Genomic DNA, 13,685 nt, shown 5'->3' with positions numbered 1-13,685 from the left:
GACTTACGGCTTGTAGTAACAATCAATAATGATTACAGGAGATATCTACATGAAACTACTTAAATTGTTGCCTCTGTGCTTTGCACTGCTTTGGGGCAGCGTTCAAGCTCAAAATCTTTCGGTCGCGACTGGCGGTACCGGCGGTGTTTACTATCCCATGGGTGGCGGCCTAGCAGCTGTTCTGTCCAAAAAAGTGCCCGGGATGTCTGCGACTGCTGAGGTAACTGGCGGCTCAGTGGATAACCTCAACCTGATCGGCACTGGTAAGCCTTACATTGGCTTCTCAATGGCCGATGCCGCTAAAGATGCACAAACTGGTCAAGGCAAGTTCTCGGGTAAAAAAATTGACCTCAACACCTTGTTAGTTCTCTATCCTAATCGGATGCACATTGTGACCACCGAGGCATCGGGCATCAAAACGATGCAAGATCTCAAAGGCAAGCGTGTGAGCACAGGAAGCCCTGGCAGCGCTACTGAGGTGATGGCCTTTCGCGTGATTGAGGCTGCTGGTCTTGATAAAGATAAAGACATGAAGCGTGAGCGTCTTGGTGTTGCAGAGTCTGTCAATGCTGTCAAAGACCGCAAGATTGATGCGTTCTTTTGGGTGGGTGGTTTACCAACCGCTGCTGTAACTGATCTTGCCAATACTCCCGGAACTAAGATTGTGATGATTGATCACTCCAAAGAAGTGGATGCCATGAACAAAAAATATGGCAACCTTTACTTCAAGGACGTGATTCCAAAAACTACCTACAAGGGCATGGATAAAGACAATAATGTGATCTCTGTTGCCAATATCTTGGTCACAAGCTCAAAGATGTCTGAAAAAGAAGCCTATGACATCGTGAAAGCCGTGTTTGATAACAAGATCGACTTGGTTCGTTCACACTTTGAGTACATCAATGTGACCCCCGAAGGTCAAAAAGCTGCCTCAACACCAGTTCCATTTCATCCTGGTGCTTTGAAGTACTTCAAAGAGAAAAACATTAAAGTCAATTAATTCGTTTCTTCGTTTTGTTTGAATGGCCGCTAATGCGGCCATTTTTCAGTAAAGACCTATACCATGAGCCAAAGTGCAATTGATAGCGCAACCCAAGAAAAATTAGATGCGCTGATTAAACAAGAAGAGGGTGACTCCAATAATTACAAAGGGATCTTTGCGATCTTTTTGACCTTGATGGCGGTTGGCATGTCGCTGTTTCATTTGTACGCCGCTTACTCCATTGTTCCAACCCAAGTGCTTAGAACAGTACACGTGAGCTTTATGCTCTTTTTGGTCTTCTTAAGTTTTCCGATGTTGGCTCGGTACAAGAATCAAGTGAAGTGGTGGGATGTGATTTGCGCCCTGTTGGCGATTTATATTGCCTATTACGCAATTGCCGGTGGAGATGATTTTGGCGATCGCAATACTGCGCCCGACCGCATGGATGTGGTTTGGGGCTCCATACTGATCCTATTAATCCTAGAGGCTGTGCGTCGCACCAGTGGCGCTATTTTGGTATCAGTGACCATACTATTTTTACTCTACGCACTTTTTGGAGACTTGCTTCCAGCCCCCTGGACCCATAAAGGCTACTCAGTAGACCGTCTGGTTGGGTTTATGTATATGACCCTAGAGGGTATCTACGGTACCGCAGTTGATGTATCCGCTACCCTCATTATTCTCTTCACGATCTTTGGGGCATTCTTGCAATTTACGGGTGCGGGCAAGTTTTTTATCGACTTCTCATTTGCTGCCATGGGCGGCAAATCATCTGGCGTAGGACGCACCATTGTTTTATCTTCATTCTTGCTGGGCGGCCCCTCTGGGTCCGGCGTAGCCACCACCGTCACCGTCGGCTCAGTAGCAGCCCCAATGCTCGATAAGGTAGGTTACGAGAAAAACGCGGCTGGTGGCCTCTTAGCAGCTGGTGGCCTAGGGGCGATCATTTCTCCGCCGGTATTGGGTGCAGCAGCCTTCTTGATTGCCGACTTTTTGAAGATTTCGTATCTCGATGTTTTATTAATGTCGATTATTCCGACCATTTTGTTTTATCTCGGACTTTTTACGATGGTGGAAATCGATGTTCGTAAGTACGGCATGAAAGCAATGCATTTTGAGGCGGTCGAGAGTGCCTGGTCCCTCAGCAAAAAATACTGGTTTCATTTCTTCTCGCTGATCTCAATCGTTCTATTTATGCTGATGGGCTTCACGCCCGTCATGGCTGTGTTATGGGCAACAATTATTTCCGCATTGACCAGCATGTTGCGCCGGGATACGGCCATCATCCCCTACGAGTGGTTTATGGGTAAACAGCCCATTCTCAAGGGTCTTTATGAATCCAATTTAACCAAGGCGCTCGCTTCTGGCTCAACCGGTGTTCTGGCGATTGCGGCAACCTGCGCTGGTGCCGGCCTGATTGTGGGTACCGTGGTATTGACTGGTTTAGGCCTCAAGTTCAGCTCGATTGTGATTCAGTATGCGGGCGGCTCTTTATTACTCACCGCCATATTTACTGCCTTCATTGTTTGGATTGTGGGTCTAGCAGTACCAGTCACTGCTTCGTACATCATTTGTGCTGTGATTGCAGCTCCTGCGCTCATTAACTTGGGCGTACCCGCATTTGCAGCACATATGTTTATCTTTTACTATGCAGTGTTATCGGAGGTTTCACCGCCAACCGCCCTATCGCCCTTTGCGGCGGCAGCGATTTGTAAGGGTAACCCATACAAAACAACCTTACAAAGCTGGAAATACGTGGCGCCTGCGATTCTGGTGCCCTTTATGTTCGTGCTAGATAAATCAGGGGTTAGCCTCTTGCTGATGGGCTCTACCACTGCATTGGCCGAGGCAAATTGGATGGAAATCGTTTGGTCAACACTAACCGCCATCGTCGGAATTGTGGCACTGGCCGGCGGTCTGCAAGGTTGGTTTATTGAGAAGACCAATATTGTGGAGCGTACCCTGATGATTGTTTCTGGGGTCGCGCTGGCCTACACCTCACCAACCGCCGATATGATTGGCTTTGCTGGATTTGGCTTGGTACTCATCCTGCAGTTCTTTAAGTACTTTAAGGCCAAGCCTAAAGCCAGTGCCTAAATGGTCATCAACTAAAAAGCCGCTTTCATCAAGCGGCTTTTTTGATTCGTTTCGTACTATTTTTTGATCGTAGTCCAGGCTGATTTGCCGGCGTATTTCTTAACCGCAGCTTCATCAAACTCAAATCCCAATCCTGGTGTTTTATGCAAAATCAGATCACCGTTCTTAAATGCCAACTGCTTGTTAATAAGGCGTCTGAAGTTTAAGACTTGGTTGTCAGGGAAAAACTCCACAAAGCGAGCATTGGGTGTTGCCGCAACTAAGGGAGCATGCAAATCATGGAACCAGTGGGGGCAAACTGTAATCCCTTTAGAGTCAGCATACGCAGCAATCCGCCTGAATTCGCTAATGCCACCGCACACTGCCGCATCCGCTTGCAGGATGGTTGCGCCACCGGCATCAACCAGCTCACGAAAACGCCAACGGCCTACCTCAATTTCGCCAGTAGCGATCGTGATGGAGGTATTTTTTGCCAAGCGGGCATGCAAATCAATAGCATCCGGGGAAAATGGCTCTTCCAACCAATAGGGGTTGTATTTCTCAAAACGACGGACATACTCCATCGCGGTTGGTAAATCGCGCCAAGCATTATTCGCATCGAGGGTTAAAAGGACATCATCGCCGACTGCACTGCGAGCGGCTTTGACTCGAGCCTCCTCCTCACGGGGGGATAGGCGGCCCACTTTCATCTTCACCGCCTTAAAGCCAAGCTTCACAAACGATTCCATTTCCTTGCCCAATTTGGCTGGAGTTTTACCTTCCAAGTAGTAACCACCGCTGGCATAGGCAGGGACACGATCATCTACCACGCATCCCAAGTATTGATGGAGAGGCAAACCAACTGAGCGGGCGTTGAGATCCCAAATTGCAGTATCCAGAATCGAGATGCCACGCATCACAGAGCCAGAACGACCTTGCAAAATCGATTCCGCATACATCTCCGACCACAGACCCTCGCTACGATGGCTATTCTGACCAATCAATTTAGGAGCCAACAATTGCTCAACGGCGACTTTGGCGATACTGCCGGCGGCAGATCCGACGTAACAGAAGCCAACCCCCTCGTGACCATCTTTACTGCGAACTTTAACGATGCAGTAATGGCGCTCGCTCACGGTTCGAGTCGCAAACGATGTTACAACATCTAAGGGAACTGGCACGCTGGCCACTTGAACAGATTCAATAATCGGCATTTTTTCCTCTTTTGGTTAACCAATCAAAGAAAATGATTGTAGCGATTATTTGCCGATGGATTCTGCAAGACAGCGTTTCATAAAACTCTCTTTAGCAACGTCGATCAATTTACGATCTCGTGCCGTCCGCTCACAATCGATGCGAGCCTGCTTGACACAATCGTCATAACTCATGGGCTTGGATCCTGAACGAGCAGAATTTTGTGGGGCCAATTGTTCTGAGCAACTCTTGGCCGACGCCTGCGAAGAAGGGATACTAAATACACAGGCAGCGGTCATCAAACGAATCATCACAGCTTGCATCGATTACCGCTCCCTTGAAGTCAATGCCTGATCATACCTAGTTTTTAGATACAAAAATGTTGCACTACGGAATAAATACCTCGATTACCCCTCTTGATATTGGATAATCGAGGTGTGCATCAAACCCATACCTCTCGATTCAGTGTTCAATCTTTGGCTCTTTGGGGCAAAGTATGTCTTGGAGTTTGCCTCATACTTTGCAGTCAGATCGCGCTCTCTCAATCTAATCAAAACACCAAATCGAATGTCACCAACAAAAAAGTGACTGCTCCCCAAAAAGGAATTCAGGTTAATCAACGCACCCAAAGTAAAGCAGGGAGTGGTGGCTCGGGCTTGCAAAGTAAACCCTTAGCAGAGCAAAACCAACAGCTGACCGATCCTGGCAATGAAGAGTACAGTCAGTTTGATGCGGTACCTGATTTTCAGGTACAACGTGGCTGTCTAAAGCGAGGATTTCGAGATAGCAATCTTCCCAGTCGAATTGGAATCAACGATCCTGAATTTTTAGATTATTTCAAGAATCAGACGGGTCGGTTCTTCGACTCCGCAAGTGGCCCATGCATCCCTTATGTCGTTGCTTTCGGAAAACGGGGGCGCTTTGAGTCGCTGAGCATCATGAATGGGCCAAGTAGGAATGAAAAATCGCAGATTTTGACCTTTACTGCCTCAGGGTTTGGGGGATACCTCATTCAAGAAGAAAACCTTGCTGACCAAATGCAGTTTTGGACAGAGTTATTTATTCCGTTGCAAGAGGTACTCTATGACCCCCAACGTTTAGGAGATAAATTACCTGTTGAGCTTGCCTGGGAACTCAACTCGATCGTGAAGCAACTTTATCCAGATGACTCCGCCTCACTTGGAAATAGCCCAAAGCAAGTGCGCGTGATCGTTGATTTTGGTACTCGGGATCGTTGGGCACAAATTTGGGCAGTTGAGATTCTGAACCTAGCAACCAATCAAGTACTAGCCGATGCATTTTGGTTGGATCGCGATGATATTCCTGGATCATTTTTTACTGCCAACGGCGACTCTATTGAGCGTAGCTTTTGGACCAATCCTCTTAGCTATCGACGGATCTCTCGAGGTGTTGGGCAGGTTCCGATTCGCTCCCGAACCAATCCTAATAATCCGCAAGCCCAAAGCAAAGACCGACGCTATCGAACCCATATGGGGATTGACTATGCAGCCCCTACTGGTACGCCAGTATTTAGCGTTGCGAATGGGAAAGTGGCTTTTCTTGGTTACAGCGGCGCGTACGGCAAACTCATCATCATTGACCATCCAGGCAACTATCGAACCTATTACGCCCACTTGAGTAATTACAATAATGAATTAGTAGTCGGAAATGATATTCGACGCGGTATGGAGATCGGCTACGTTGGCTCGACCGGTCGTTCCACCGGCCCCCATTTGCATTACGAATTACGAAAGAATGGTATTTATGTGGACCCCTATAACCCAAAAATCCAGCTGGATTTGTGGACCATGCGCCCAAGCGATAGCGGCTCGTTCACGAAGCAGCTGTTAATGTTAGGTAGCATCCCCAAAGAATGAGTACGCATGTCTAAATCGTTACGCCTTGAGTCCATTGCATGCGTACGCGGGGGTCGTACCTTATTTGAAGATCTCCGCCTTGAAATTAGACCGGGATCTATTCTACGCATCTCTGGGGATAACGGTTCAGGCAAATCCAGTCTTCTGCGTATTCTGTGTGGCCTACTCTTACCCCATGCGGGACAGATATTTTGGGGACCAGATCCAATTACCGAGGACCGGGATCAATTTCATAGCGAGCTGATTTATCTTGGGCATATCCCCGCCCTGAAGTCAGACTTTAGTGCGATCGAGAATTTAATGTCATTGGCATTACTGGGTGGACAATCGATCTCCAACGATGAGGCTATGTTCGCTCTGCGTGCAGCGGGTTTGGAGCGCCAAGCCCATCGTTTTATTCGCACCTTATCCCAAGGTCAAAAGCAACGCATCGCGCTCAGTCGCTTGCGCCTTCCTCAAGCAAAAACAATTTGGGTTTTAGATGAGCCATTTAATGCCTTAGATCGAGAGGCCAACCTTGCGTTACAAAGCTTATTAATTGAGCATGTCAATCATGGAGGAATCGTAGCACTTAGTAGCCATCAAGAGCTACAGATCGATAGCGAACCTTGTGTGATTCGATTAGAACTATGAGTCAAAGCGCATCCGGATTTGTGATCTTCCAAGGCGTGATTACGCGCGACCTGCGCCTCGCTCTGCGACGCAAAAGCGATAGCCTTGCGGTCATCATTTTTTTTGCCGTAGTTACGAGTCTTTTTCCATTGGGTATTGGGCCAGAGCAAAACTTGTTGATGCAAATTGCACCAGGCATGCTGTGGATTGCCGCCTTACTAGCAGCCATGCTATCGCTTCACAAAATATTTTCAGAGGACTTTATCGATGGGTCTTTGGACCAAATTGCATTAACCGCCTTACCCTTGCCACTCGTGGTGCTTGCTAAAACCATTGCGCATTGGATGAGCAGCGGTCTATTACTTGCCCTCATCTCACCAATCCTTGCCTTGCAATTTAATTTACCGATGGATACGGTCGGTGTTTTGTTTTTATCCCTTCTACTGGGAACACCTCTATTGAGTCTAATCGGCTCTATTGGTGCCGGCTTAACCTTAGCCAGTCGTGGTAGCGGGACCCTGTTGGCCCTGATCATTTTGCCCCTCGTAAGCCCCGTCCTCATTTTTGGAGCCGGCGCAGTCGAGTCCTACCAGACTGGCCTTGGAGTGGCGGCCCATTTTTCTTTGCTTGGCGCCATGCTCGCACTCGCATTATTTTTAGCCCCCCTTGCCAGCGCGGCTAGCATTCGGATTGCCTTGGAATAAAAGACGATCACACGCAATCGACTTACAATACTTTTCAGTTTATTAATCTGTTAGGTTTTATTACTTTGTCTTTACTCAATCTAAATTGGTTTAAATACGCTGCACCACAACGTTTTTATGGGCTTGCTGGATCACTAATCCCATGGTTTGTGGTGAGCGGCGTGATCCTGACCATCATTGGTTTAGTGATTGGCTTAGGTATTGCGCCCACTGATCATCAGCAGGGTGACTCGTATCGCATCATCTTTATCCACGTTCCTGCGGCCTGGATGTCAATGCTGATTTATTTGGTTATGGCATTTTGGGCGGCGATTGGTCTCATTTTTAATGCACGCTTGGCTAGTATGCTGGCGCTTTCTCTTGCACCCACAGGAGCCATCATGACCTTTATTGCTCTGTGGACGGGTGCGGTTTGGGGCAAGCCAACCTGGGGTACCTGGTGGGTCTGGGACGCTCGCCTCACTTCAGAGCTCGTATTACTTTTTCTGTATTTTGGCTTCTTATCATTACACGCCTCGATTGAGGATGTGCGCAAGGCCGACCGAAGCGCAGCACTACTGGCAATAGTGGGGGTGATCAATGTCCCCATTATTTATTTCTCAGTGAAATGGTGGAATACCCTTCATCAAGGGGCCTCCGTTAGCCTCACCAAAGCCCCTACGATGGCCACTCAAATGTTGACTGGCATGCTCATCATGGTTTTTGCTTTTTGGATGTATTCGATTGCAGTTGCCCTATATCGCTGTCGCAATCTCATTCTGGACCGCGAGCGCCACGCCGACTGGGTGAAGGAGGTGCTGTAATGTTTTATTGGTCGAGCTTTTCTGACTTTCTTCACATGGGTGGCTATGCCCTCTTCGTTTGGGGGTCTTACCTGGTCACGATTTTGGCTCTAGTCATTGAGATAGCCCTATTACGAAGTCGGAATAAGACCCTCCGAAAAACCCTAATTTCTGAAATTCGCGAGTCCCAAAGAAATTAGGCAAAATAGGGGGTTATGAAACCCCGTACAAAGCGCGGTCTTGCGATCGCTGGTGGTCTGGCCTCATTAGGTGTTGCAGCCTATTTGGTATTGCAGACCTTCCAAAGTAATTTAGTGTTCTTCTTTAGCCCATCCCAGGTCTATGCCAATGAAGCACCGAAGAACAAATTATTTCGGATTGGCGGCTTAGTGAAAGAGGGCAGCATTGTTCGTGACCCAGGTGGCTTGAAGGTGAACTTTATCGTGACCGATACCGCACACGATGTCCCCGTTCAATACGAAGGTCTTTTGCCAGATTTATTCAAGGAAGGTAAAGGCGTGGTTGCTCAAGGTCAACTCGATCAAAACGGAATCTTTCAGGCAAAGCAAGTGCTTGCTAAGCATGATGAGAACTATATGCCACCAGAAGCTGCTGAGGCTCTTGAAAAAGCCAAATCAAAAGACCCTCAAGCCGCACCTACTCTAAAAGAGTATGGGGGTAAAAAATGATTGCAGAAATCGGCCAATACGCGATGATCTTGGCGCTGGTGACTGCGCTCATCCTCTCTGTGCTTCCAATGGTAGGCGCCCAGAGTAATCGCCCTCATCTCATGGCCATTGCTAGGCCTGCCTCTTGGGCCCTCTTTATTTGGGTCGCAGTTGCCTTCGTTTGCCTCACAGTGAACTTCATTCAAAATGATTTCAGTGTGCTGTATGTGGCACAAAACTCGAATTCCAATCTGCCTCTAATTTATCGAATTTGTGCCGTCTGGGGTGGCCATGAAGGGTCTATCTTGTTGTGGGCATTAATGTTGGCGGCCTGGACCTTAGCCGTGGCTGTTTTCTCAAAACACCTTCCAGACAAAATGATTGCGCGCATTTTGGCTGTGTTGGGTATTTTGAGCGTGGGTGTTTTGCTATTTACCATCCTGACCTCCAACCCCTTTGATCGACTCTTTCCTCCCGCTCCTGAAGGGCGTGATCTGAACCCTCTGTTGCAAGACCCAGGGATGATTATTCATCCGCCGTTTTTATACATGGGCTATGTGGGTTCAGCAGTCGCTTTCGCATTCGCAATTGCTGCTCTTTTATCTGGTCGACTCGATGCTGCCTGGGCGCGCTGGTCGCGCCCTTGGGTTACTACCGCCTGGTGCTTCTTAACCATTGGTATTGCGCTTGGAAGCGCTTGGGCATACTACGAACTCGGTTGGGGTGGCTGGTGGTTCTGGGACCCCGTTGAAAATGCGTCCTTTATGCCTTGGCTAGTCGGTACCGCATTGATGCACTCGCTTGCCGTTACAGAAAAGCGTGGTGGTTTCAAAATGTGGACCGCCCTCTTAGCGATTTTAGCTTTCTCACTATCGCTATTGGGAACCTTCCTAGTTCGCTCAGGTGTGATTACTTCGGTTCACGCCTTTGCTACCGATCCTGAGCGGGGCGTATTTATTCTGGGCTTTTTAGGTCTGATCGTTGGTGGCTCCTTATTGCTATTTGCATGGCGAGCTCCGAAAGCCAACATTGGTGGTAACTTTGAGACCGTCTCACGCGAAGGCATGCTCCTCGTCAACAATGTTCTCTTATTGGTTGCCGCCGCCGCAGTGTTACTAGGCACTCTCTATCCACTGATCTTAGATGCCTTAAACCTTGGAAAGATCTCGGTGGGTGAGCCTTACTTCGAAGCAGTATTTGTGCCACTCATGACGCCTGCATTATTTTTAATGGGAGTTGGTCCAATTGCGCGCTGGCGCCAATCGCCGCCAATCGAACTGGCGACTAAATTGAAGTGGGCACTTGCAGCAAGTGCGATCTCTGCGATTATTGCCCCCCTAATTCTGCGTTCCTGGACGCCAATGATCGGCTTTGGACTTTTGATTGCTGCCTGGATTATTAGCTCTGGTATTACGCAATTAATCGATCGTGCCAGGATTAACCCAAGTAAGACCTGGTGGCAAAACCTACGGATTCAACCAGCTGGTTACTACGGCATGCTACTGGCACATTTTGGGGTTGCAGTATTTATTATTGGCGTGACCGCAGTGCGTGGCTTTGAAACCGAGCAGGATGTGCGCATGCAAATTGGTAGCGTATCGCAGTCCGGTGGCTACGACTTCAAGATGGTTGGCTTAAAAACCATCAATGGCCCTAACTACGCCGCCATTCAGGGTCAATTTGATGTAAGCAAGAATGGCAAACCAGTAACCAGCTTGTTCCCTGAGAAGCGGATTTACACCGCAAGCCAAATGCCGATGACCGAGGCAGCAATCGATTCTGGCCTGACACGCGACCTGTACGTATCTCTAGGAGAGCCAATTAATGAAAGCGAATGGAGCGTAAGGATTTATCACAAGCCATTTGTTGATTGGATCTGGGGCGGATGCTTCTTGATGGCTCTCGGTGGTTTCTTGGCGATTACCGATCGTCGCTATCGCAAGAAAGAAGCTTAAGATGCGACGTTACCTGATTCCCTTCATCATCTTTTTGGTGCTGCTGGTTTTTCTGGGAATCGGCTTACAGCTGAAGCCGCGTGAGGTTCCCTCGCCATTTATTGGTAAACCTGCTCCGATGTTTAATCTACCAGTGCTTGGTAAAGAACAAACAAGTTTTTCTCCTGATCAGATGAAAGGACAGGTGTGGATTCTCAATGTCTGGGCATCTTGGTGTGCTGCCTGTCGGGACGAACATCCTTTACTAGTTGACTTTGCAAAAACTCAGAGCACACCTCTGATTGGGCTTGACTACAAAGATAAGCCTGAGGCGGCGCAAGCGTGGCTCAAGCAATTCGGCGATCCGTACCAACTCTCAGTATCGGACATTAAAGGTCAGGTTGGAATTGATTATGGGGTCTATGGGGTTCCTGAAACCTTTGTGATTGATCGCTCTGGCGTGATTCGCCTCAAACACATCGGGCCACTCACCAAGGATGCGATCGAGAAAAAAATTATCCCCTTGATTGCCAGCCTCTAATCATGAAACGCCTCTCTATTCATTTAACTGGACTCTTGCTTAGCTTTGCTATTCCCGGCCTGGGTTTTACACAAAGCAATACAGCCCCCTCGGTCTCCGATAACCCAGCGCTTGAGAAGAAAGTTCTCGAGGTCTCGAATGAACTGCGCTGCCTAGTTTGTCAAAATCAGACGATTGCGGATTCCAATGCCGATCTTGCGGTGGATCTCAAAAACCAAGTTCGCCAACAGCTAAGTGAGGGGCGCTCTAAACAAGAGATTTTGAAATACATGACCGAACGCTATGGGGACTTTGTGCTGTATAAGCCCCCCTTTAATGCAGCGACCGTAATGCTTTGGGTTGGTCCATTCTTGCTGATGCTACTTGGTCTCATCTTATTGGTTCGTCAGATTAAGCAACGCAAACAAGAGTTGTCCCAAGAAACGTTTTCGGCTCAAGAAATTGAGCGCGCTAGACAACTGCTAGACCGCAAACTAGGAAACCAGTAATGACTCTTTTCATCCTGATTGCTGTATTGATGACCGTAGTTGCGGTTTTACTGATCATTATTCCGTTTCGTAAAAGCAAGCTTAATACTGAAAAAATTAGCCTCGAGCAAGATGAGAATATTGCCATTCTTCGAAATCAATTGCGTCAATTTGAGCTTGATCACCAAGAAGGTCGAATCACCAAAGAGCAACTAAATGAATCACGTCTAGACATTGAAAAACGCTTACTCCAAGAGGAGCGGGCGATCGCGGCCGATCAACTTGTTTTAGATGGCGAGTTACATCAACGTAAGAAAAAATGGTCGACCATTTTCATTGCCACCACACTACCCATTGGGGCGATTGTTTTATATCTCTTGGTCGGCTCCCCATTGGCCCTGTACTTGCCAGAGGCTAATCAAGGCCAACCGCAGCTGACGCAACAAGATATTGAAGGCATGGTTGAGCGTTTAGCTCAACGACTCGAGAAAGAGCCTAATAACGCTGAGGGCTGGCAAATGCTGGGGCGCTCTTATGCTGCATTAAACCGGATGGCAGAGGCTCGGGCGGCTTATAAGAAGGCATTGGAACTCAACCCCAATAATGCCCAGCTCTTAGTGGACTATGCCGATCTCTTAGCGTTTGAGAATAAGAGTATTCGGGGTGAACCGATGCGCCTGGTGCAAAAAGCCCTGCAGATCGACCCCAATAATCTCAAAGCCCTTGCTCTTGGAGGCACCGCTTATTTTGAGATGGGCGACTATAAAAAGGCTGAAGAATATTGGGCGAAGGCAAAAGGCTTGGTTCCTGCCGATAGCGAGTTTGCACGTGGCATGGATGAAAACATCGCTGCAGCCCGCGCTGAGGCGGGCCAACAGAAAAAGAAGTAGAAACTAGCCTAAAACCAATACTGGTAATTTAGTGTGCACGATCACTGCGTGGGTTTCACTGCCGAGCATAATCCCTTTGAGGCCAGTATTTTTGTGGGATGCCATCACAATCACATCGCCTTTTGATTTCTTGGCAGCTTCAATAATGCCTTCGAACAGATTGACATGAAAAACATGGCGGGTATCAACCATTAATCCTTTACCTAATTTTTCAGTGGATTTAGCCAACACTTTTTTTGCAAAGGCCTCGCAGGTCTTTTTATGCTCGGTATCGGTAAACGCAACGCCCATCGTGCTATCGGCATATGCAATCGGAGGCAATGGATCAGACACGTAAACTAAAGTCACTTTTGCGCCATCTGCTTTTGCTAACTCAGCTACTTTCTTGAGCGATTTCATGCTGACATCGCTGCCGTCAACGGGTACGATTAAATTCTGAAACATAGAGGCCTCCAACGAAATAATTGAAAGATATATACTCGAAGTACTATGTTAAGTCCGATTGACGTTCTGTGCGACTGGTTCTGACCAAAATGCTCAAGTATTTCATCCCCTATTTTGCCTTCCTGCTTTGCCTCTTAGTGATTGATTTAATTTGGTTGTTAGGAATTGCCAAAGGCCTGTATCGCAGTGAAATGGGCACCCTCATGTCCCCCAATCCCAATCTGATGGCCGCTTTAGGCTTTTATCTGTTGTACGGACTTGGAGCCCTAATTTTTGTGATTTATCCCGCCCTACAAAAGCAGGTGTGGCTTGATGCACTCATTTATGGGGCGCTTTTTGGACTCTTTTGCTACATGACCTATAACCTCACCAATCTGGCTGTGATTCGTGATTTTCCAAGTAAGCTTGCTCTGATTGATATCGCCTGGGGCAGTATTCTGACAGCAACATGCTCAGTGTTGGCCTATGGGATTACTCAGTGGTTGGGGAATTGGTTTAAAACCTAAAAACCTAC

Annotated in this window: 16 protein-coding genes; 13 read left to right on the top strand and 3 right to left on the bottom strand. The window is 47.8% G+C overall.

What is annotated here, in order from left to right; all coding sequences use genetic code 11:
* Positions 1-49 precede the first annotated feature (49 nt).
* Positions 50-1,000, top strand: coding sequence for a TAXI family TRAP transporter solute-binding subunit (locus QUE64_RS02175; RefSeq protein WP_108507935.1), 951 nt, complete (start codon positions 50-52; stop codon positions 998-1,000).
* Between the two features lie 63 nt (positions 1,001-1,063).
* Positions 1,064-3,079: a TRAP transporter permease gene (locus QUE64_RS02170; protein ID WP_286225729.1), complete on the top strand. Its 2,016-nt coding sequence runs from the start codon at positions 1,064-1,066 to the stop codon at positions 3,077-3,079.
* Positions 3,080-3,135: 56 nt separating this feature from the next.
* Here the strand turns inward: QUE64_RS02170 and QUE64_RS02165 are convergent, their stop codons facing one another.
* The gene (locus QUE64_RS02165) at positions 3,136-4,272 is read right to left on the bottom strand and encodes a mandelate racemase/muconate lactonizing enzyme family protein (RefSeq protein ID WP_108507933.1); all 1,137 of its coding nucleotides are present in this window, start codon (positions 4,270-4,272) and stop codon (positions 3,136-3,138) included.
* Between the two features lie 45 nt (positions 4,273-4,317).
* On the bottom strand, positions 4,318-4,575 hold the full coding sequence (locus tag QUE64_RS02160) for a hypothetical protein (RefSeq protein WP_286225728.1): 258 nt from the start codon (positions 4,573-4,575) through the stop codon (positions 4,318-4,320).
* 261 nt (positions 4,576-4,836) lie between these two features.
* Here QUE64_RS02160 and QUE64_RS02155 point away from each other — a divergent pair, with 261 nt between their 5' ends.
* The 10 genes from QUE64_RS02155 to ccmI all read left to right on the top strand — a co-directional run bounded on the left by QUE64_RS02155 (position 4,837) and on the right by ccmI (position 12,727).
* A complete protein-coding gene (locus QUE64_RS02155; RefSeq protein WP_286225727.1) occupies positions 4,837-6,129 on the top strand; it encodes a M23 family metallopeptidase in 1,293 nt (430 codons plus the stop codon).
* A 6-nt stretch (positions 6,130-6,135) separates the two neighbouring features.
* The gene (gene ccmA, locus QUE64_RS02150) at positions 6,136-6,762 is read left to right on the top strand and encodes a cytochrome c biogenesis heme-transporting ATPase CcmA (protein WP_286225726.1); all 627 of its coding nucleotides are present in this window, start codon (positions 6,136-6,138) and stop codon (positions 6,760-6,762) included.
* On the top strand, positions 6,759-7,445 hold the full coding sequence (gene ccmB, locus QUE64_RS02145) for a heme exporter protein CcmB (protein ID WP_286225725.1): 687 nt from the start codon (positions 6,759-6,761) through the stop codon (positions 7,443-7,445). Before ccmA ends, ccmB begins: the two co-directional genes overlap by 4 nt.
* 65 nt (positions 7,446-7,510) lie before the next feature.
* Positions 7,511-8,248, top strand: a complete 738-nt coding sequence (gene ccmC, locus QUE64_RS02140; RefSeq protein WP_286225724.1) for a heme ABC transporter permease CcmC — start codon at positions 7,511-7,513, stop codon at positions 8,246-8,248.
* On the top strand, positions 8,248-8,427 hold the full coding sequence (gene ccmD / locus QUE64_RS02135; protein ID WP_353506772.1) for a heme exporter protein CcmD: 180 nt from the start codon (positions 8,248-8,250) through the stop codon (positions 8,425-8,427). The genes ccmC and ccmD overlap by 1 nt, the downstream gene beginning before the upstream one ends.
* A gap of 15 nt (positions 8,428-8,442) precedes the next feature.
* Positions 8,443-8,916, top strand: a complete 474-nt coding sequence (gene ccmE / locus QUE64_RS02130) for a cytochrome c maturation protein CcmE (protein ID WP_286225723.1) — start codon at positions 8,443-8,445, stop codon at positions 8,914-8,916.
* Entirely contained in the window at positions 8,913-10,850 is a 1,938-nt protein-coding gene (locus QUE64_RS02125) for a heme lyase CcmF/NrfE family subunit (RefSeq protein ID WP_286225722.1), read from the top strand. The genes ccmE and QUE64_RS02125 overlap by 4 nt, the downstream gene beginning before the upstream one ends.
* A gap of 1 nt (position 10,851) precedes the next feature.
* Positions 10,852-11,370 (top strand): DsbE family thiol:disulfide interchange protein, encoded by a 519-nt coding sequence (locus QUE64_RS02120; protein ID WP_286224142.1) that lies wholly within the window; start codon positions 10,852-10,854, stop codon positions 11,368-11,370.
* A 2-nt stretch (positions 11,371-11,372) separates the two neighbouring features.
* Positions 11,373-11,858, top strand: a complete 486-nt coding sequence (locus QUE64_RS02115; protein WP_286224141.1) for a cytochrome c-type biogenesis protein — start codon at positions 11,373-11,375, stop codon at positions 11,856-11,858.
* A complete protein-coding gene (ccmI, locus tag QUE64_RS02110) occupies positions 11,858-12,727 on the top strand; it encodes a c-type cytochrome biogenesis protein CcmI (protein ID WP_286224140.1) in 870 nt (289 codons plus the stop codon). The genes QUE64_RS02115 and ccmI overlap by 1 nt, the downstream gene beginning before the upstream one ends.
* Positions 12,728-12,730: 3 nt before the next feature.
* Here ccmI and QUE64_RS02105 read toward each other — a convergent pair whose 3' ends face one another.
* On the bottom strand, positions 12,731-13,171 hold the full coding sequence (locus QUE64_RS02105) for a universal stress protein (RefSeq protein WP_286225721.1): 441 nt from the start codon (positions 13,169-13,171) through the stop codon (positions 12,731-12,733).
* Positions 13,172-13,239: 68 nt separating this feature from the next.
* Between QUE64_RS02105 and QUE64_RS02100 the strand changes: the two genes are divergently transcribed.
* Positions 13,240-13,677: a DUF2177 family protein gene (locus QUE64_RS02100; RefSeq protein ID WP_286225720.1), complete on the top strand. Its 438-nt coding sequence runs from the start codon at positions 13,240-13,242 to the stop codon at positions 13,675-13,677.
* Positions 13,678-13,685: the final 8 nt, after the last annotated feature.

This window comes from Polynucleobacter sp. HIN7, from assembly GCF_030297595.1.
In the GTDB taxonomy this organism is placed as follows: Bacteria; Pseudomonadota; Gammaproteobacteria; order Burkholderiales; family Burkholderiaceae; genus Polynucleobacter.
This window is presented reverse-complemented; position numbering and strand designations above follow the sequence as displayed.